17 protein-coding genes, 1 tRNA gene and 3 rRNA genes are annotated in these 20,667 nt (G+C 50.1%); 10 read left to right on the forward strand and 11 right to left on the reverse strand.

Annotation, left to right across the window (positions count from 1 at the left end):
• Position 1 precedes the first annotated feature (1 nt).
• On the reverse strand, positions 2-1,861 hold the full coding sequence (locus tag CF168_RS19595) for a sigma-54-dependent Fis family transcriptional regulator (protein WP_089069010.1): 1,860 nt from the start codon (positions 1,859-1,861) through the stop codon (positions 2-4).
• Between the two features lie 369 nt (positions 1,862-2,230).
• Here CF168_RS19595 and exaC point away from each other — a divergent pair, with 369 nt between their 5' ends.
• Complete coding sequence (exaC, locus tag CF168_RS19600) at positions 2,231-3,751, forward strand: acetaldehyde dehydrogenase ExaC (protein WP_011621057.1); 1,521 nt, start codon at positions 2,231-2,233, stop codon at positions 3,749-3,751.
• 69 nt (positions 3,752-3,820) lie between these two features.
• Here exaC and CF168_RS19605 read toward each other — a convergent pair whose 3' ends face one another.
• Complete coding sequence (locus CF168_RS19605; protein ID WP_089068724.1) at positions 3,821-4,582, reverse strand: SDR family NAD(P)-dependent oxidoreductase; 762 nt, start codon at positions 4,580-4,582, stop codon at positions 3,821-3,823.
• Between the two features lie 137 nt (positions 4,583-4,719).
• Between CF168_RS19605 and CF168_RS19610 the strand changes: the two genes are divergently transcribed.
• A complete protein-coding gene (locus CF168_RS19610; RefSeq protein ID WP_089068725.1) occupies positions 4,720-5,637 on the forward strand; it encodes a LysR family transcriptional regulator in 918 nt (305 codons plus the stop codon).
• On the opposite strand, the gene CF168_RS19615 is transcribed toward CF168_RS19610, so the two are convergent.
• Together CF168_RS19615 and CF168_RS19620 are read right to left on the reverse strand one after the other, a co-directional pair.
• Positions 5,634-6,122, reverse strand: a complete 489-nt coding sequence (locus tag CF168_RS19615; protein WP_089068726.1) for a hypothetical protein — start codon at positions 6,120-6,122, stop codon at positions 5,634-5,636. The genes CF168_RS19610 and CF168_RS19615 overlap by 4 nt on opposite strands.
• Before the next feature lie 28 nt (positions 6,123-6,150).
• Positions 6,151-6,573 (reverse strand): DUF2809 domain-containing protein, encoded by a 423-nt coding sequence (locus CF168_RS19620; RefSeq protein ID WP_089068727.1) that lies wholly within the window; start codon positions 6,571-6,573, stop codon positions 6,151-6,153.
• 206 nt (positions 6,574-6,779) lie between these two features.
• Here CF168_RS19620 and CF168_RS19625 point away from each other — a divergent pair, with 206 nt between their 5' ends.
• Genes CF168_RS19625 through CF168_RS19650 form a run of 6 tightly spaced genes read left to right on the forward strand, consistent with a single transcriptional unit; the run spans position 6,780 to position 10,695 of the window.
• On the forward strand, positions 6,780-7,376 hold the full coding sequence (locus tag CF168_RS19625) for a cytochrome b/b6 domain-containing protein (RefSeq protein WP_086903919.1): 597 nt from the start codon (positions 6,780-6,782) through the stop codon (positions 7,374-7,376).
• 33 nt (positions 7,377-7,409) lie between these two features.
• Complete coding sequence (locus CF168_RS19630) at positions 7,410-7,844, forward strand: DUF1924 domain-containing protein (RefSeq protein ID WP_089068728.1); 435 nt, start codon at positions 7,410-7,412, stop codon at positions 7,842-7,844.
• 47 nt (positions 7,845-7,891) lie between these two features.
• On the forward strand, positions 7,892-8,455 hold the full coding sequence (locus tag CF168_RS19635) for a diheme cytochrome c (RefSeq protein WP_089068729.1): 564 nt from the start codon (positions 7,892-7,894) through the stop codon (positions 8,453-8,455).
• Positions 8,448-8,714: a PepSY domain-containing protein gene (locus CF168_RS19640; RefSeq protein WP_011621049.1), complete on the forward strand. Its 267-nt coding sequence runs from the start codon at positions 8,448-8,450 to the stop codon at positions 8,712-8,714. Before CF168_RS19635 ends, CF168_RS19640 begins: the two co-directional genes overlap by 8 nt.
• A complete protein-coding gene (locus CF168_RS19645; protein WP_086903916.1) occupies positions 8,714-9,376 on the forward strand; it encodes a winged helix-turn-helix domain-containing protein in 663 nt (220 codons plus the stop codon). Before CF168_RS19640 ends, CF168_RS19645 begins: the two co-directional genes overlap by 1 nt.
• A 2-nt stretch (positions 9,377-9,378) precedes the next feature.
• Positions 9,379-10,695: a sensor histidine kinase gene (locus tag CF168_RS19650; protein WP_089068730.1), complete on the forward strand. Its 1,317-nt coding sequence runs from the start codon at positions 9,379-9,381 to the stop codon at positions 10,693-10,695.
• 38 nt (positions 10,696-10,733) lie between these two features.
• Here CF168_RS19650 and CF168_RS19655 read toward each other — a convergent pair whose 3' ends face one another.
• The 7 genes from CF168_RS19655 to CF168_RS19685 form a co-directional block, all read right to left on the reverse strand.
• Complete coding sequence (locus CF168_RS19655) at positions 10,734-11,246, reverse strand: DUF1993 domain-containing protein (RefSeq protein WP_089068731.1); 513 nt, start codon at positions 11,244-11,246, stop codon at positions 10,734-10,736.
• 204 nt (positions 11,247-11,450) lie between these two features.
• Positions 11,451-11,527: transfer RNA gene (locus CF168_RS19660), tRNA-Asp, on the reverse strand.
• A gap of 36 nt (positions 11,528-11,563) precedes the next feature.
• Positions 11,564-11,679, reverse strand: a 5S ribosomal RNA gene (gene rrf / locus CF168_RS19665).
• A gap of 130 nt (positions 11,680-11,809) precedes the next feature.
• Positions 11,810-14,703: ribosomal RNA gene (locus tag CF168_RS19670) — 23S ribosomal RNA — on the reverse strand.
• Between the two features lie 306 nt (positions 14,704-15,009).
• Positions 15,010-16,552 (reverse strand): 16S ribosomal RNA (locus tag CF168_RS19675).
• The 16S, 23S and 5S rRNA genes sit together here with 1 tRNA gene alongside, the layout of an rRNA operon.
• 744 nt (positions 16,553-17,296) lie before the next feature.
• Positions 17,297-18,202, reverse strand: a complete 906-nt coding sequence (locus tag CF168_RS19680; RefSeq protein ID WP_011624435.1) for a helix-turn-helix transcriptional regulator — start codon at positions 18,200-18,202, stop codon at positions 17,297-17,299.
• A gap of 56 nt (positions 18,203-18,258) precedes the next feature.
• Entirely contained in the window at positions 18,259-19,155 is an 897-nt protein-coding gene (locus tag CF168_RS19685) for a formate dehydrogenase accessory sulfurtransferase FdhD (protein ID WP_086903573.1), read from the reverse strand.
• 297 nt (positions 19,156-19,452) lie between these two features.
• On the opposite strand from CF168_RS19685, the gene CF168_RS19690 reads away from it, so the two are divergent.
• Entirely contained in the window at positions 19,453-19,917 is a 465-nt protein-coding gene (locus tag CF168_RS19690) for a DUF3305 domain-containing protein (RefSeq protein ID WP_089068732.1), read from the forward strand.
• Positions 19,917-20,573 carry a DUF3306 domain-containing protein gene (locus CF168_RS19695; protein ID WP_089068733.1) on the forward strand — a complete coding sequence of 219 codons (657 nt, stop codon included), beginning with the start codon at positions 19,917-19,919 and terminating at the stop codon, positions 20,571-20,573. Before CF168_RS19690 ends, CF168_RS19695 begins: the two co-directional genes overlap by 1 nt.
• Positions 20,574-20,667: the final 94 nt, after the last annotated feature.

Here is a 20,667-nt window from a genome sequence, read left to right on the forward strand (position 1 = left end):
GTTAGTCCTTAATCCCTAGCTGTTTTAACTTGCGATACAAGGCATTACGGCTAATCCCCAAACGCTTAGCACATTGGCTCACATTGCCCTCGCAGGCGCGGTAAGCCTGTAACACGTTCAGATTTATGGTTCCGTGGAGCGAGTCTATGGTGGCGGAGCTAGACTCGGACAGTTCGAGCGGATGCGCCGTGGTTTCGGCGTCGACAACTTCAGTTAAAGTTTGGGGCTCAAACGCCAGATTCATGAGCTTTTGAGCAAGGTAATCGGGGAGATGATTTATCTCGAGTACAGCCTCACCTTCGGCCATCAAACACGCCACCTGCATTAAGTTATCCAACTCCCTTAGGTTACCGGGCCAATCGTAACGCATTAGCTGCACCAACAACTCAGTACACAAGGTTTGTGGGCTGCTGCGGTGACGGCGGTGCAATTTATGGATGATGCGCTCAATATCCTGCCGCTCACGTAGCGCAGGCAGCCGCACCTGCAATCCATTTAGGCGATAAAATAAGTCCTGACGGAACAATCCCTGCGCCACCAGCGACTCTAAATCCATATGGGTCGCGGCGATGATCTGAATATCGACCTTAAAACTTTGATTACTGCCGACGGGAACGACCTCGCGCTCCTGCAACACCCGGAGTAAACGGCTCTGCGCCGCCAGCGGCATCTCACCAATTTCATCGAGGAATAAAAAGCCACCGTGGGCTTGGCGGATCTTACCGATAAAACCGGTTCTATTGGCACCGGTAAAAGCCCCCGCCTGATAACCAAATAACTCTGACTCAACCAACTCAGCAGGCAAGGCGGCGCAGTTCACCGCCACCAAGGGCTGCGCGCGGCGGGCACTTTGAGCGTGGAGCTTTTTCACAAATTGCTCCTTGCCGACACCCGTTTCGCCAAGTACCAGTAGGGGGATCTGCTTAGTGATCACCTTATTCGCCTGCTGCCAAGCCCGCTCAAGCAGTGGATCGCGAAACCTGACCCCCAATTGGTTCAAGGGTTTATCTTGAAGAGTTCTGGTACTTTTCGTCTGTATCAGTGCCAGCGCTTGCGTCTGCACATGCAGCGCCGAATCGCGGTGAAAGCCCCCCGCTCGTGCCCAATTGTCGCCGAGGTGTTGCTCTAAACTGTCACCCAACTTGGCCTGACTCAGCAGCTGTTTCGCCATGGGATTACAGCCCACAATTCGCCCGTCACTGCTGGCGATAACTATGCCTTGCCAACCAGAATTTAATAGACTCGGCTGCGCTGCAAAATCAATTCGATAATGACTATCGGGCAGATGGCACAACAGCGCCGTTTCGACCTGCTGCGCTAGGCTCGACACTAGCATCAAGGTTTGCTGCGAATGCCGTTGCTGCTCACTGGTAATATCGAGCACTCCGAGCATCTCACCTTGGGGCGAAAAAATCGGGCAAGCGGTGCAACTCATAAAACGGTTTTGGCGGATAAAATGCTGCTCACCGACCACTGATACCGCCTGCTTGGCCGTGAGCGCCGTGCCTATTGCATTGGTGCCCTTATACTTTTCGAGCCAGTTGACCCCAATATCGAGCGCCACATCCGCCAGCTTGCTGGAATAGCGGCTCACCCCCCAATGTTTCAGCACATAACCGTCGGCATCGGAGAGCAATAATCGACTATTGGAGTGCGCCATCAGTTGATTAAACAGCGGCAAGGCATGGGATTGTACTAATTCGATGAGCTGCTGATATTGCTCATGTTTATGTTTGAGCTCCGAGCGCGTGAGTCTGAGATCCTCACCAGCACGAAACTCTGATAAGCCAGCACCTAAGCTACGCTGCCATGAATCGGTTAACCATGCCTGTGTGGTTGGGAAATGCGGTTTTACTGTCATAGCCATGCTCCCCGAGCGCTGTTCCATTTCGGCACACCCATGGTGTGTCGTTGGATGACAAAATGACCACAGGGCACCTTTCTTTCCGTGAGCGCCCCTATTGTTTGGGATCTGCAAAATTAGCTTTTCATCATACTGTTAGCTCAACAAGTGTACAACTCTTGCCAGTTTGGCACTGTCCTTGCGATGTCTGTTTATACGCAGTACTCAGGTGTTGCGTAAGAGAACATCAACTTAATCAATAGCTTTGTCAGTCAACTCGATTGGCAAAGGATAAAAATAACAACAGTGCTAAAACCTATTTCAACAAGACCCTTTGCTGAGACGCTGCACATTTAGCGTATTCGGCAGTCACAGAAGGAAAACACTATGATCTATGCTCAACCCGGAACCGCTGGTGCCATCGTTAACTTTAAAGAAAAATACGCCAACTTTATCGGTGGAAAATGGGTCGCCCCAGTCAACGGCGAATACTTCGATAATCGCTCCCCCGTTAATGGTCAAAACTTCTGTAAAATTCCCCGCTCTGACTACCGCGATATTGAACTGGCGCTCGATGCCGCTCACGCAGCTAAGGATGCTTGGGGAAAAACCTCGGTCACCGAGCGTGCGAATTTACTGCTGCGTATCGCCGATCGCGTTGAGCAAAATCTCGAATACTTAGCCGTTGCCGAAACCTGGGAAAACGGTAAAGCGGTGCGCGAAACCCTCAACGCTGACTTGCCTCTGTTTGTCGACCACTTCCGTTACTTTGCCGGCTGTATTCGAGCACAGGAAGGCAGCGCCGCGGACATCGATGGCAATACCGTCAGCTATCACTTCCCAGAGCCATTGGGTGTCGTCGGGCAAATCATTCCGTGGAACTTCCCGCTATTGATGGCGGCATGGAAAATCGCCCCTGCCCTCGCCGCGGGCAACTGCGTGGTACTCAAGCCCGCCGAGCAAACGCCGGTATCTATCCTTGTGCTGCTCGAACTGATTGAAGATCTGCTGCCGCCCGGCATCCTCAACGTCGTCAACGGTTTTGGTGCCGAAGCGGGCCAAGCCCTCGCCACCAGCAAACGCATCGCTAAACTGGCCTTCACTGGCTCCACCGAAGTCGGTTACCACATCTTAAAATGTGCCGCCGAATCACTGATCCCATCGACAGTCGAACTCGGCGGTAAATCGCCTAACCTGTATTTCGCCGATGTAATGGACCACGAAGACGAGTATTTAGATAAGGCCGTCGAAGGCATGTTGCTGGCCTTCTTCAACCAAGGTGAAGTCTGTACTTGCCCATCAAGGGTGTTAATCCAAGAGTCGATTTACGATCGCTTTATCGAAAAAGTGCTCGCCCGTGCGCAAACCATCAAGCAGGGCAACCCGCTGGATACCGCCACCCAAGTGGGCGCACAGGCCTCCCAAGAACAGTTCGATAAGATCTTAAGCTATCTCGCGATTGGTAAAGATGAAGGCGCGCAGGTGCTCTTAGGCGGCTCGCTCTGCCAGCTCGAAGGCGAGCAAAGCAAAGGCTATTACATCAGCCCAACGATCATGAAAGGCCATAATAAGATGCGGATTTTCCAAGAGGAAATCTTCGGTCCGGTTATTTCGGTCACCACCTTCAAGGATGAGGCCGAAGCCTTGGCAATTGCCAACGATACCGAATACGGCCTTGGTGCGGGTGTATGGACTCGGGACATGAACCGCGCCCAGCGTCTAGGTCGCGGCATTCAAGCGGGTCGCGTTTGGATTAACTGCTACCACGCCTATCCTGCCCACGCGGCCTTTGGCGGTTATAAGAAGTCAGGCATCGGCCGTGAAACCCACAAGATGATGCTCAATCACTATCAAAACACCAAAAACCTATTGGTGAGTTACGATATCAATCCGCTCGGGTTCTTCTAACCCAGCTGCAACTTTGCCTTGATAACAAGAAAGGGCCATTGGCCCTTTCTTTGTTTTTATCGCATTGAACTATAAGAACATACCGCCAGAAGCCTCGATACGTTGTGCGTTTATCCACGCCGCGGCGGGTGACAACAAGACACTGATTGCACCGCCAATATCCTCGGGTAATCCCACCCGCCCCAAAGCCGTTTGCTGCGCTAAAAACTCATTCATCTGTCGGTTATCCCGAACGGCACCACCACCGAAGTCCGTTTCGATTGCACCGGGAGCCAGCACATTAACGCGAATGCCGCGTGGACCAAGCTCCTTCGCCCAATACTTGGTCATGGTTTCGACCGCGCCTTTCATAGTGGCGTAAGCACCAAACCCCGGGACAGCAAAGCGCGTTAACCCCGTGGAGACATTGATAATACTGCCGTTATCGGCAAGCAGAGGCAGCAGTGCCTGAGTTAAGAAGAAAGGCCCTTTGACATGGATATTCATCAAGGTATCGAACTGTTCCACACTGGTTTCAGCCATAGGCACATGAATACCAATCCCAGCATTATTAACTAGATAGTTAAAACTATCCCGCTGCCAAGTCTGTTCGAGTGCGGTTTTAACGCGTTGAGAAAAATCACTAAAGGACTGGCTATCACCCACATCTAACGGTAACGCGACAGCCTTGCGTCCGTGCCATTCAAGTTCCGCAACCACCTCGGCGGCGGCAGCGGCATTACTTTGGTAAGTTATAATAATATCAACACCTTGTGCGGCTAAAGTCAGGGCCGCATTTTTACCTAAGCCACGACTTGCACCGGTGATCAGCGCGATGGGAGTTGTGTTCATTGTGTATCCTCTTCATTCATCTATGTTAATGCCGCCACACAGCATGGCGATTCCACATCACAAAGCTTATTACTTGCACAAAGAGGGATAAACACACTATAAATGGCAAGACTGTTAGCTATTAGAGAACAATTGCGATGCAAGATAGACTACAAGCCATGCAAATTTTTATGCGGGTGGCTGAATTAGAGAGTTTTACTCAAGCCAGTATCAGCCTAGGTCTGTCGAAAACCCATGTGTCGAATGTCGTAGCTCAGTTCGAAACCGCGTTAGGTGCACGTTTACTACAACGTACCACTCGCACAGTGCGCCTCACTCAAGATGGTATAAGTTGTTATGAGCGCTGCAAAAACTTGCTCACCGACTATCAAGAATTAGAAAGCCTTTTCCAGCTACAGGCGGCGCAAGTTTCCGGTCGCTTAAGAGTCGATATGTCCACAGGGATTGCGCGAAACTTAGTGCTTCCTCATCTTCCTGACTTTATTGAGCAATATCCCCAAATTGAGTTGGAGCTAAGCAGTACCGACCGCAAGGTCGATATCGTCGCCGAAGGTTTTGACTGCGTGATCCGCGTTGGTAGCGTGCAGCAAGAAGGCGTTATCGCAAAGAAGATTGGCCACTTTAAGATGCTGAACTGCGTTAGCCCAAGCTATATCGCAAAATACGGTAAACCATCGAGTTTAGAAGAGCTTAGCCAAGGGCATAAGCTTATTCATTACGTTGGCCAATTGGGCGGCAGCGATTCAGGATTTGAGTATCTAAGCCAAGATAATCACGAACTCTGCGCCCTAGCCTTACCTAAGCTAATCACAGTCAATAATGCCGATGCCTACTGCGCGGCCTGTCTGGCGGGTTTAGGGATTATTCAAGCGCCGAATATTGGGGTGGCAAAATATATCCAAACTGGCGAACTGATAGAGATCTTGCCAGATTACCCAGCGCCCTCAATGCCTGTGAGCTTGCTCTATCCCCATAGACGCCATCTTTCAAAGCGCCTTCAGGTATTTATGGCTTGGTTGACCGAATTGCTGACGCCTTTTTTAGTATCGCGTTAACGGTCAGTCTCGATATTCGCTAACCGCTGCGACAGTTGTGCCATCGAGCTTGTGGTGCGGGGATCGCACTCAGGATTGGCTACTGGGCTAAATTCGAGGCGCAGCCCGCCAAACCTACCTAAACGGCTTGGCAGAATATGCAAATCCCAAACTAACTGATCGTAGTAATGCAGCCGCAGGCCATTATCCGCAACAGGCCAATGGGCATAGAGTAAAAATGAATGATAACTCTGCGAGAGGGAGCGACTCGCCACTAATTTAAAATTTGCATCGAGCAGGCTGCTCTCGGTCGATTCTTCAAAGGGACAATCGTAGGAGGTCAGCAGTAAATAGCCTTGGGTGCCATTGGGTAAAGTGCAGCAGTACTGGGCCTCAAGCTGCCTTCCCGCAATCTTGGCCCCTGTAGCTTGCTCATTGAAATACAAAGGCTGAGTGAGCGCCTCGGTATCGGACACTCGCAGTGTGAAGGCTGTTATCGGCTGCATGCGGTATCCTTCCTTTGCCTTGAAATAGCTAATGTCGCTTCCAATACAAACCCATCAATATCAGGTATCCCACAAAATACGCCAGCAAGTCGAGTGGGTCGAAATGGCTACCAATCACGATTCGCGCTAAACGATTTCCGCCCAACCCCAGCTTGTCCACTAAGCCCCAATACTGACCAAATTCGATACCGAAGGCAAACAACAGCACAGCCAGCGCCAACCATGGCGTTTGCCAAAACCGATTGATTGACTCCCCTTTTGCATTCACCACGGGCACTAGCGTGCGCGCCATGCAAAACAACAGGATCACCACTAACACGTCACCTACAAAACCGCGAATAAACCCCGAAGGCACAAAACGCGCGATCAACACTTCGATGATAAACAGCAGCACCGCATAAATTAAAAAAGATTTTCGATCGGGCTGACGGCTAAAAAGATGGACTGGCATAAACAGGTTGCTCCCTTACCTCTCGAAGATGAAGCGGCAAAATCTATCTTAAAACCAATGCCTTAACAAGCTTAGTTCGATGGATTTATCTCCTATTTACCCATTTCACTCACCAGAACAGCGGGCAAGTCACTCCGCAAAATTTAAGCGCCGTTTAAGTTTGGCTTTAGTAGCCTGCAAGCACACCATCTTAGGAGCAACAGATCATGTCCTCAAATATGCAGCAAAACATCAAAGTCTGGGATCCCTTGATCCGTATCTTTCACTGGTCATTGGTGGGCTTTTTTACCTTAGCCTACCTCACCGAAGGTGAAGACGAATGGATGAACATCCACAGTTACGCTGGCTACAGCATCTTAACCCTGCTGGTATTTCGCCTGTTATGGGGCGTGATTGGCACTCACCATGCGCGTTTTATCAACTTTGTTACCCGTCCGAGCATCGCATGGGCTTACCTGAAGGAACTCTTCACTGGCAAGGCTAAAGATTACATCGGCCACAATCCCGCAGGCGCGCTGATGATAGTCGCCCTGATCCTCAGCATAGGGTTCACGGGCTTCTCCGGCATGGCGCTTTATGCCACCGATGGCCAAGGTCCACTAGCCACAAGCTTTTTCGCCTCTTGGCCCGAGGGCGCACTGAAAGAAGTGCATGAGTTTTTCGCCAACTTCAGCCTGTTTCTTATCGTCACCCATGTCGGCGGCGTGATCGTCAGCAGCCTGCTGCATAAGGAAAACCTCGTCAAAGCCATGCTGACAGGTAAAAAGCAGCGCCCGCTGATCCAACAAGATGAACATCAATAACCGTCACAATCCGACCGTTCAAAGGAGTTAGAGATGAACAACAACCTGAATAAAAGCCTGATGGGACTGGCGCTCACTGTGGTACTGCTCAGCAGTGTTAATGCCAATGCCGCCAATTCCAAGGTCGCCAGCTTGCCACTCAGCGCCGAGCGAATTGGCTTACAACTACAACAATATCAGGCACAAGGTGCAGGCCCATTTAGCGCCGCGGCAGGACAAGCACTGTGGCTACAGCAGAGTGAGGATCGCAGCTGTGCCAGCTGCCACACCGCCAAAGTGACAGACCCAGGTATGCATCAAAACACCCGAAAGCCCATCGAGGCCATGGCGCCATCGCTCACCAGTAACCGTTTAACCGATGCGGCCAAGATTGAGAAATGGTTTACCCGCAACTGTAACTGGACCTTTAAACGCGAGTGCACGCCTCAAGAAAAAGGTGACGTACTGCTGTGGCTGAGTTTGCAATAACGGCGTTATTCACATCGATTTTAATCAGTAAAACTTAAGGAAATACTATGACTAAACAAGCCCACCCCCTAAGCTGGATTGCCGGAACCACACTCACCGTCCTCGCCCTTGCGATAGGCGCCGTAGGCCTCAGCTTAACCTTTACTGGCACAGGTTATGCCCACGATGGCTTCGAACATAATCAAGCCATCCCACAAAATGCAGAATATTCAGCGGAATGCGGCAGCTGCCATATGGCGTATCCCGCAAATTTACTGCCCGCCGAAAAGTGGCAGGCAATTACCAGCAACCTAAGCAACCACTTTGGTGATGATGCCAGTCTGTCGCCTGAAGCAACGGCTAGAATTGAGCAATATCTCGTTCAACATGCTGCGCAAAATGGTAAGGTGATGAAAAATAGCAAACCTTTGATTGCTGGCATGGGGCCGCAGAAAATTACCGAGCAGGCATTTTTTATCCGTAAGCACGATGAGATCCCAAGACGCATGGTGCAAGATAACCCCAAAGTCGGCTCATTCAGCCAATGCAGCAATTGCCATAACCTCGCAGAGAAGGGCATATTCGATGAAGATACCGTTAATATTCCTGGCTTTGGCCGCTGGGATGATTAACAGCCCAAGCTGTCTAGCCCATGATGAAGACCTCTCCAACAAAGTGGTCGAATGGGTGAAGGAGGGTAAAGTATTACCCTTCGACACCATCATGCAACGCTATGAGTCGCGCCTTAAGGGGCGCTTGCTCGACCTCGAGGTCGAGCAAAAACACGGGCGCATCATCTATGAGCTCGAAATCCTGCGCGACGATGGCGTGGTCTATGAGATTAAGATCGATGCCAAAACGGGTGAATGGCTTAAGGAAAAGGTCGACTGATGCGCTTACTCCTAATTGAAGATGATACTGACTTAGTGGCTCGCCTCATCCCCGCCCTTAACAAGGCGGGCTACACGGTTGAACATGCCAATAATGGTATCGATGGCGCTTTTCTGGGCGAGGAAGAAGCCTTCGAGGCGGTGATCCTCGATTTAGGCTTGCCCGGAAAGCCGGGCTTAAGCGTACTGAGCCAATGGCGCCAAAAGGGCCTGTTGATGCCAGTGTTAATTCTTACGGCTCGCGATGCTTGGCACGAACGTGTCGATGGCCTAAAGGCCGGCGCCGATGATTATCTCGGTAAACCTTTCCATGTTGAGGAGCTGCTCGCCAGATTAGAAGCGCTGATCCGCCGCCACTTTGGCCGCGCCGATAATCTGCTGCAACATGCGGGCGTCTCCCTCGATGTGGATAAACAAGCGGTGACCAATGCCGAAGGAGAAGTAATCGAGCTGACGAAGATTGAGTATCGCCTGCTGCATTACTTAATGGCCAACCCGACTAAGATTGTCTCCAAATCCGAGCTGAGCGAGCGCATTTACGAAGAGGAACAAATCAAAGACAGCAATGTGATTGAAGTGTACGTCAACCGACTCCGCCAACGCCTAGGTAAAGACTATATCGAGACGCGGCGCGGCCAAGGTTATCGACTCAAGGATGCATAAGCGTGTATTCACTCAAAGCCTACCTCACCCGCAATCTGCTTATCACCCTCACCTGCGCCATGGCGCTATTGTTGTATTTGCTATTTCAAGGCATTCAAATCTTGACCCAAGACTTTGTCGCCTCGCGCCTGCAACACGATGCCGATAGTCTGATCTCCGCCCTCGAACCGCAAGCCGATGGCACTTGGGCACTGAGTGCCGATAGGCTCCCCAATGTGTATCACAGGGTCAATTCGGGCCACTACTTTGCGATCAAAATCGGTGAGCAACAACTCCGCTCTCGATCGCTTTTCGATCATAACGTCACCCTGCCAACACTAAAGGTTGGTGAACAACAACTCGCCACTCAATATGTTGGCCACCATCATTGGCTGATGCTCAGTCAGGCAATCGTTAAGAATGAGCAAACCATTATCCTCTGGGTGACGGAAGACATTAGCTCACTCGAGCAAACCCAATTACGCTTTTTAGGCTTTGCCGCGGTAGTGGTACTGCTGACCATTATGATCCTGTTATTTGCCCAACATCTGTTGCTCAAACGGGGCTTTAAACCGCTAGAGCAAATGCCAGATGCAATCAGGCAACTGCGGCTCCAAGGGCAAGAAATCGATACCCAGCACACGCCAACAGAGATTAGTCCTTTGATTGAGGAAATCGAACGCCTCATGAATCAACTCGGCCAGAGGGTGCAACGTTCACGCAATGCCTTGGGTAATCTTGCCCACGAAATGAAACGCCCACTGCAAGGGCTACAATCCTACCTCGATAGCCTAGCGCCACAGCAAAGACGCGAAGGCAGTAAGGTGCTCGCGGATCTGCACCATATTATTGAGCGAGAGCTTAAGCGCACTAAAATCGTCGGGCTTTCAACGCCTGGGCGTTTTACCGTGCTCAATGACGATCTGCCGCCACTCATCCAAGTGATGCAGCGCATCTATCCCGAGCGTCAAATTGATTATCAGTTTGAGAAAACACTGGTCATGCCCTTCGACCGGGACGACTTACTGGAACTACTTGGCAATCTACTCGACAACGCCTGCAAGCATGCGCGTCAACAGATAAAGCTGTGTATTGAGCAGACTCATGCCAGCAAGCAGGCGTATCAGATTGAGGTCAGCGACGATGGTGAAGGCGTATCCGATAGCGATTTAGCTGTGATTACGGAGCGAGGGATTCGGCTCGATGAGAGTATTCAAGGCCATGGCTTAGGCCTGTCGATTTGCAAAGATATTGTCGAGAGTTATCAGGGGGAACTTAGCTTTACACATTCAGACCTTGGCGGATTAAAGGTTAGCGTACTATTACCTCAGCCGCATTAAGCGCACAGCAAAGCAAATGCTCTGCTGTGCGATGGGCATTACGACTTGTAAGGCATAGGGCCAAGATAATCTTTCTTACCCACATCCACACCGTTGTGGCGCAGAATCGCATAGGCCGTCGTCACATGGAAATATAAGTTCGGGATAGCATGCTCAATCGCAAACTCATATCCCGTCAAATACTTACCTTCCCAACGCGGTTGAGAGACGTGAATTGTCGCCGCATCGGCAAAATCTGCTTCGGTAAATTGAGCTAAGTACTCGATAACAGAAGCAATACGCGCCTGCAGCTCAGGCAGAGTCGTTTCTGTATCATCATGCTTAGGCACTGTATCTAAATTACCCGTCAGACGCGCGACCCCAATCTTGGCGGTATCACAGGCAATCTGGATCTGACGGATCAGATTAAATTGATCGGGCGCTAAGCGGGAATTCAATAATACCGCCATATCCACCTTCTTCAAGTTGGCAAAAACCTCGCCCTTTTCCAGAATAAGACTCAAGTTTTTCAGCATCTTGCTAAATTGAACAGCCGTTAAATCATAAAGCATGACATAAACTCCTGTGATAAACGCCACCAGATTGCAGCACTTCGGATTATCTTGGGGCAAATAACATGATTTCAACAGCAGAAAATAAAGATTTATTTTGCGCTAGCCTGAAGATAGATAGACAAGAGATAAGAGCGACTCAAAAATGAAACAGCTCAAACGAAAAAAGCCTCTGCATTGCTGCAGAGGCTTATCTCTTAATGTTGGCGGAGCGGACGGGACTCGAACCCGCGACCCCCGGCGTGACAGGCCGGTATTCTAACCAACTGAACTACCGCTCCTTTAACTTAACGTTTGCACATTAAGCTAAATTAGGCGCTTGGCGATGACCTACTCTCACATGGGGAGACCCCACACTACCATCGGCGCGATTGCGTTTCACTTCTGAGTTCGGGATGGGATCAGGTGGGACCACAATGCTATTGTCACCAAGCAAATTTGCTATTTACTTACCCGTCTTATCTCATGCAGGCAGTAAATTAATTCGGAAAGCTGAATTGAGTTGCACTTCTTAAGTGTTTGTATTCAAGCTAAGTTCTCTTAGCAAAACCCATCTGGGTTGTATGGTTAAGCCTCTCGAGTCATTAGTATCAGTTAGCTCAACGCCTCACAACGCTTACACACCTGACCTATCAACGTCCTAGTCTCGAACGGCTCTTTAGTGGACTTAAAGTCCAAGGGATGACTCATCTTGGGGCTCGCTTCCCGCTTAGATGCTTTCAGCGGTTATCGATTCCGAACATAGCTACCGGGCAATGCCATTGGCATGACAACCCGAACACCAGCGGTTCGTTCACTCCGGTCCTCTCGTACTAGGAGCAACTCCCCTCAATCATCCAACGCCCACGGCAGATAGGGACCGAACTGTCTCACGACGTTCTGAACCCAGCTCGCGTACCACTTTAAATGGCGAACAGCCATACCCTTGGGACCGACTTCAGCCCCAGGATGTGATGAGCCGACATCGAGGTGCCAAACACCGCCGTCGATATGAACTCTTGGGCGGTATCAGCCTGTTATCCCCGGAGTACCTTTTATCCGTTGAGCGATGGCCCTTCCATTCAGAACCACCGGATCACTATGACCTACTTTCGTACCTGCTCGACGTGTCTGTCTCGCAGTTAAGCTGGCTTATGCCATTGCACTAACCGTACGATGTCCGACCGTACTTAGCCAACCTTCGTGCTCCTCCGTTACTCTTTGGGAGGAGACCGCCCCAGTCAAACTACCCACCAGGCACTGTCCTTAACCCCGATTAGGGGCCCAAGTTAGAACATCAACACTACAAGGGTGGTATTTCAAGGACGACTCCACGTGAACTAGCGTTCCCGCTTCAAAGTCTCCCACCTATCCTACACATGTAGGGTCAATGTTCAGTGCCAAGCTATAGTAAAGGTTCACGGGGTCTTTCCGTCTAGCCGCGGGTATACGGCATCTTCACCGCAATTTCAACTTCACTGAGTCTCGGCTGGAGACAGCGTGGCCATCATTACGCCATTCGTGCAGGTCGGAACTTACCCGACAAGGAATTTCGCTACCTTAGGACCGTTATAGTTACGGCCGCCGTTTACCGGGGCTTCGATCATGAGCTTCTCTTGCGATAACCCAATCAATTAACCTTCCGGCACCGGGCAGGCGTCACACCGTATACGTCATCTTGCGATTTTGCACAGTGCTGTGTTTTTGATAAACAGTTGCAGCCACCTGGTATCTGCGACTGCCGTCAGCTTAGGGAGCAAGTCCCATCACCAACAGCAGCGTACCTTCTCCCGAAGTTACGGTACCATTTTGCCTAGTTCCTTCAGCCGAGTTCTCTCAAGCGCCTTGGTATTCTCTACCCGACCACCTGTGTCGGTTTGGGGTACGATTCCCGCTAACCTGAAGCTTAGAAGATTTTCCTGGAAGCATGGCATCAACTACTTCATCCCCTTGGGGACTCGTCATCAGCTCTCAGTGTTAAGAACGCCCGGATTTGCCTAAGCATTCCACCTACCACCTTAAACGCGGACTACCAACGCCGCGCTAGCCTAGCCTTCTCCGTCTCTCCATCGCAGTTAGCGGAAGTACAGAAATATTAATCTGTTTCCCATCGACTACGCCTTTCGGCCTCGCCTTAGGGGTCGACTCACCCTGCCCCGATTAACGTTGGACAGGAACCCTTGGTCTTTCGGCGAGGGGGTTTTTCACCCCCTTTATCGTTACTCATGTCAGCATTCGCACTTCTGATACCTCCAGCGTGGGTTACCCCTTCACCTTCAACGGCTTACAGAACGCTCCTCTACCGCGCAACCCTAATGGATTGCACCCGTAGCTTCGGTGGTATGTTTAGCCCCGTTACATCTTCCGCGCAGGCCGACTCGACTAGTGAGCTATTACGCTTTCTTTAAATGATGGCTGCTTCTAAGCCAACATCCTAGCTGTCTAAGCCTTCCCACATCGTTTCCCACTTAACATACACTTTGGGACCTTAGCTGACGGTCTGGGTTGTTTCCCTTTTGACGACGGACGTTAGCACCCGCCGTCTGTCTCCCGGATAGCACTCTTTGGTATTCGGAGTTTGCAAAGGGTTGGTAAGTCGGGATGACCCCCTAGCCTTAACAGTGCTCTACCCCCAAAGGTGTTCGTCCGAGGCGCTACCTAAATAGCTTTCGAGGAGAACCAGATATCTCCCGGTTTGATTGGCCTTTCACCCCCAGCCACAAGTCATCCGCTAATTTTTCAACATTAGTCGGTTCGGTCCTCCAGTTGATGTTACTCAACCTTCAACCTGCCCATGGCTAGATCACCGGGTTTCGGGTCTACGCCTTGCAACTAAACGCGCAGTTAACACTCGGTTTCCCTACGGCTCCGCTATTCGCTTAACCTCGCTACAAAACGTAAGTCGCTGACCCATTATACAAAAGGTACGCAGTCACGGTCTCAAGTACCGCTCCCACTGCTTGTACGTATACGGTTTCAGGTTCTATTTCACTCCCCTCACAGGGGTTCTTTTCGCCTTTCCCTCACGGTACTGGTTCACTATCGGTCAGTCAGGAGTATTTAGCCTTGGAGGATGGTCCCCCCATATTCAAACAGGATATCACGTGTCCCGCCTTACTCGTTTTCATCAAAGGTTAGTTTTCGTGTACGGGGCTATCACCCTGTGCCGCTGGACTTTCCAGACCATTCCACTAACACCCCTCTGACTTAAGGGCTAATCCCCGTTCGCTCGCCGCTACTAGGGGAATCTCGGTTGATTTCTTTTCCTAAGGGTACTTAGATGTTTCAGTTCCCCTCGTTTGCCTCACTACACTATGTATTCATGTAGTGATAACAGCTTATGCTGCTGGGTTCCCCCATTCGGACATCGTTAGCTCAAATGCTTGTTACTAGCTCGCCAACGCTTTTCGCAAGTTACTACGTCCTTCATCGCCTCTGACTGCCAAGGCATCCACCGTATACGCTTAGTCGCTTAACCATACAACCCAAATGAGTTTCACTTGAATTGTTGCGACCAGCTGGTTTTACTTGTCTCATTTCCGACCAAGGAAATGGACTCGCCTTAGACTTGAATATTCAAGACACTTAAAAAGTGTTTTAAGAACTCAATTTTTTTCGTATTAACACAACGACAGACATCATTGTATTAATTACTATCAGCTTTCCAAATTGTTAAAGAACAATGCTTACCGGCACGCGGTGCATTTCGCTCTCCCTCCTCTTTCGAGAAGTTCAACAAGCCATCTGTGTGAACACTCAACAAACATCGAGTTAGTCGTATAGGTAAGGAGGTGATCCAGCCCCAGGTTCCCCTAGGGCTACCTTGTTACGACTTCACCCCAGTCATGAACCACAAAGTGGTGAGCGCCCTCCCGAAGGTTAAGCTACCCACTTCTTTTGCAGCCCACTCCCATGGTGTGACGGGCGGTGTGTACAAGGCCCGGGAACGTATTCACCGTGGCATTCTGATCCACGATTACTAGCGATTCCGACTTCATGGAGTCGAGTTGCAGACTCCAATCCGGACTACGACGAGCTTTGTGAGATTAGCTCCACCTCGCGGCTTTGCAACCCTCTGTACTCGCCATTGTAGCACGTGTGTAGCCCTACTCGTAAGGGCCATGATGACTTGACGTCGTCCCCACCTTCCTCCGGTTTATCACCGGCAGTCTCCCTAGAGTTCCCGCCATTACGCGCTGGCAAATAAGGATAGGGGTTGCGCTCGTTGCGGGACTTAACCCAACATTTCACAACACGAGCTGACGACAGCCATGCAGCACCTGTCTCAGAGTTCCCGAAGGCACTAAGCTATCTCTAGCGAATTCTCTGGATGTCAAGAGTAGGTAAGGTTCTTCGCGTTGCATCGAATTAAACCACATGCTCCACCGCTTGTGCGGGCCCCCGTCAATTCATTTGAGTTTTAACCTTGCGGCCGTACTCCCCAGGCGGTCTACTTAATGCGTTAGCTTGAGAGCCCAGTGTTCAAGACACCAAACTCCGAGTAGACATCGTTTACGGCGTGGACTACCAGGGTATCTAATCCTGTTTGCTCCCCACGCTTTCGTGCCTGAGCGTCAGTCTTTGTCCAGGGGGCCGCCTTCGCCACCGGTATTCCCCCAGATCTCTACGCATTTCACCGCTACACCTGGAATTCTACCCCCCTCTACAAGACTCTAGTTTGCCAGTTCGAAATGCAATTCCCAGGTTGAGCCCGGGGCTTTCACATCTCGCTTAACAAACCGCCTGCGCACGCTTTACGCCCAGTAATTCCGATTAACGCTTGGACCCTCCGTATTACCGCGGCTGCTGGCACGGAGTTAGCCGGTCCTTCTTCTGTAGGTAACGTCACAGCTGCAAGGTATTAACTTACAACCTTTCCTCCCTACTGAAAGTGCTTTACAACCCGAAGGCCTTCTTCACACACGCGGCATGGCTGCATCAGGGTTTCCCCCATTGTGCAATATTCCCCACTGCTGCCTCCCGTAGGAGTCTGGGCCGTGTCTCAGTCCCAGTGTGGCTGATCATCCTCTCAGAACAGCTAGGGATCGTCGCCTTGGTGAGCCATTACCTCACCAACTAGCTAATCCCACCTAGGTTCATCCAATCGCGAGAGGCCCGAAAGTCCCCCTCTTTCCCCCGTAGGGCGTATGCGGTATTAGCAGTCGTTTCCAACTGTTATCCCCCTCGACTGGGCAGATCCCTAGGCATTACTCACCCGTCCGCCGCTCGCCACCTCAGGAGTAAACTCCCTTGTGCTGCCGCTCGACTTGCATGTGTTAGGCCTGCCGCCAGCGTTCAATCTGAGCCATGATCAAACTCTTCAATTAAAAGTTTTGTGTTTAACTCGCGTTAAACGACTCAATGAATTCTACTGTTTTGATTCGCTTTGCTCACTAAGAAACATCGCGTCTCAATTCATACATTACTGTATGTACATATTGCTATGAACACTCATTCATTGATTTAAATTTTGATTACTCGCCAAACGGCAGAGTAATTTCGATTAACTCAACACCTGTGAGTGTCCACACAGATTTCTTGTTTAGATTGTTAAAGAGCATTTGACCATTCACTTCGCGTTACCGCTCAGCGGGCCAGGGCTGCGTATTCTACGCATTTCCCTTGTCGCGTCAAGGCGTTTTTGCAAACTTCTTGAGGCTTTCGAATCAACTGCACATTTTGCATTCGATTCGCACTGATACCGCGCTTGCTTTCGCTGTCTGCCGTGTCAGTGGATGCGCATTATAGGCAGCAGAACTTTTTGTGCAAGGGCTTTTTTCAGGTTTTTTGCATTATTTTTCAAATCGCTTTTTACACCCAAACTAGGCACAAGCTACCCACTACTTATTCCCAAAGTTATCCACAGTCGCTGAATTTATCACCACTGTATGCCATTAAAATCATTAATTAGAGCAGTTCATCGCTCAATTGAAACGTGCCGCTGAAGCAAAAAAGGAATTAAAGATGAAAGTCGGCAGTTAGAATTGAAGAACAAAGAGACGAAGTAGCGACCTTATACTTATATAGCTAAATAAAAGTATAAGGCCGTGCAACGCGGCTCACTTATGGCGTTAGTTAGCACTCCACAATAACTGGCCGCAATCAGTAAGATCGTATCCGCCTAACAACGCCGCCATTTGGCGTGTATGCCCGCTGCTTAACATAGTAAAGAGTTGTTGCAGTTGTCTGCGGAAGTAGATGCTTTGTGGCATAACAAAGTCGAAGGACTCTTTAACGAGTGGCACGAAGCTTAAACCACTTTCCAAGGCTACGGATTGGCAACCAAAACCAATGTCGGCATCACCCCGTGCTATATATCCTGCAAGTTCACGTTCGCTGTAGGCTGTGAGCACCACATTGAGTTGGTCTAAACGTGCCCCTTGCTTTAATAGCCATTGTTCTAAATGTTGTTGGCTCCCTGCGCCACCTTGGCGACTGACCCAGCGCCAGGGTAAGGTGAGTACCTTGTCCTCTTCTTGGCATCTGTGGTGCATATCGGTTCGCATGATCAAACCTTGCTGGCGAGAATAGCCATGGACCATGATCCATTGCTGATGGTTCTGATAACCTTTGAGTAAGGCTGGATGGCGGATATTTCTATCCTCCATGCTGCCCCAGTGCAGAGTACAAACATCAGCATATCCCTTTGCTAAAAGCTCTAACCCGAGGCGCGAGCCTGTTGCGCTGTAGCTGATCAGCTCACGACTACCAACCTGCGCCATCAAACGCGCCACTAACATAGATAGCAGGGGATCATCACTGCCAGTGATCAAGAGTCGATCGGTTAACATGCCGCTGTGGCAGGAGTCCATCACCCAGCGATCAATTAGCACCTTAGGGAATAGCCATTTACCGGTGATTTTCGTTGCTGGCAGAATTCGGTCATTCGCCATGGCGTAGACCTTCTTCTCGTTCAGATCTAAATACTCAGCAACCTGCTTCGCGCTCATGTAAATCAATTCACTGGCGGATGTCATCTTATGTCCTTGTCGTCCTGTCTCTCTGAGTTCAAGCAATACCATTTATCGCGGCATTAGTTGCCTGACGGGGTATTCACATCAAATTCGAGATTTTCACTACCGTGATAGATCAAAAAGTGGCGCCCTTTCGCTCGGGCAATAATTGTGATGCCCAGCTGTTGAGCCAGTTCTAAACCCATTTGTGTCACGCCACTGCGCGACAGCAATACGGGGATCCCCATTTTGGCGACCTTAATCACCATCTCCGAGGTGAGTCGTCCCGTGGTGTAGAAAATTTTGTTATCGCCCCGATCCTGTGCCAACCACATATCACCCGCTAAGGTATCCACGGCATTGTGGCGTCCCACATCTTCCACAAAGGCAAGGATCTGGTCGTTCTCGCAAACACCACAGCCATGAACGGCGCCGGCATTCTTATAAGTGTCATTATATTCGTTGATATTTTTAAGCAAACTGTAGAGCGTACTTTGCTTAAGGCTAGGTGTGGGTAGCTGGATATCATCTAAATCCTGCATAAAACTGCCATATACAGTTCCTTGACCACAGCCTGAGGTCACGGTTTTTTCCGATAATTTTTGCTCGATATCGGCAGTTTGCTCACGGGTTAATACGGCGGCGGAGTTCACATCCCAGTCGACAATTACAGAGTCTAACTGGCTGACATCTGAAATAAAGCCCTGATTTTTAAGATAGCCTAACGCCAGCGACTCGGGTTTTGCCCCTAAGGTCATCAAAGTCACAATCGGGCGCCAGTTAAGGTAAACCGTTAAGGGCCTCTCACAGGCAACATGCTTATCAATCACCTCGCCCGACTCATCAACGGCTTTGACTGCGATCGTTAACGGCACTTCAGCCTGTGTTTTCACAAATGTGAAGGCTGACTTCGCTGGCGATGGAGGGTCATTCGGCTGTGCTTGCTGAGCAATATTAGAACTATTATCAGAAATCATAATGTTACCGCGTTACGTGTGATGGCATCAGCATAGCAATATTTATACCTAGGTATGAAACTCTGGGCTAAATGCGTGATCCGTCGCAATTCTGAATATTTCACTGGGCGTAAATGTCCCAGACAAAATGTCCAACTAGACAAAATGTCCTAAATTCACCCTTATTTTGATGATCCACCTCAAACAAATACCCCCTGTTTAATGGCATTAATATTGCAGTGACCTTTTATCGCAATCAGTAGGGGAAAGAGAACCGTTAGCTCAGGTTCGTCCCCTCTCGGCTGAAACGGAGAGACAATGCAACATACTACTAGTGTTTGGCCAATGTACGTTTCGCTCAAAAAAGTAGAGAAACAAATGGGCCGTTGGACCTCGGTACAATGGGAAATCGATCATCTGCTGCCCGCCACCCACGACGCCCCCGAAGGCGCGACCTTAGTGCTGCTCGAACTGCACAAAGATGAACGCGCCAGTTATCGCATCAACCTCGACATGGACAATGCCATGCTGTATTTGGTCTGCGATGAAATGGCAGATGGCACTTGGGTCCCCGCGCTACTCTCGGCGGATCAAAACGTGGCGGCAGGCTGCCTTGAGGGCAATACTCCCGTTATCAATATGCTGATGCCTGAGGCCATAGCCTGCTGGATTGAAGCCTTTATCACCCAATACGGCGAAGTTGAAATCGCCGCTTATCGTCGCAAGCATGTCGACCACCGTAAAAACCAAGGCCCTAGCCGCGACCCATTGCGGAGGGACTAATGACTGACTCAACCCCGAAGGCTAACGGCTTTTTTAGCCGTTGGAGCCAGCGCCGTGAGCAAGTCGCAGCCGAAGAAGCCGCACTTGCAGCCCAAACTACGGCCGAAAATCTTGCAGAAGTAAAGCCTGAGAGCACGGCAGAGCCTGCCGCGACGACTTCTGAACCTCAAGATGCTCCCCCAAAAACCGATGAGGACCCTAACCGTCTCCTCACCGCAGAGGAATTGCCCAATCCCGAAGAAATTGAGATTGGCGGCAGCTTTGCTAAGTTTATGGGAGCCAATGTTGACCCCGCGGCCAAAACAGCAGCGCTACGAGCCTTGTGGAAACAGCCTCATTTCAATGAGATAGATGGTCTGTTGGAATATGCGCTCGACTACAGTAATCAGCCAAAGCTGACGCCTGAAGTATCCGCTGAGTTAGCCCAAAAAGTATTCCGTTTTATCACCAAAGAGAATGAAGAGTCAGACGAAGATCTGGCCTCAATCCCTAGCGATGCGGTGGTGAATACAGAAAATGCAATGGAATCAAAAAACAGTGATGTCGAAACCGAGTTAGCAAACACTCAGATCACGGACAATTTGGATGGGGAGACTGATGACCTACCCCAAAATGCACCAGAGCCTGCCGCTCAGATGCAAAAGCCAGTTGTTTAATGTCAGTTTAGCTAATTTTTATGTCCATAACTTTGGTATGTGAATTGCTGTACTAAGGGATAAAAACTTAGATAAAAGCAGAAAAGGCAATGAC

Origin of the sequence: Shewanella bicestrii, assembly GCF_002216875.1 — a bacterium.
GTDB classification, from domain to species: domain Bacteria; phylum Pseudomonadota; class Gammaproteobacteria; order Enterobacterales; family Shewanellaceae; genus Shewanella; species Shewanella seohaensis.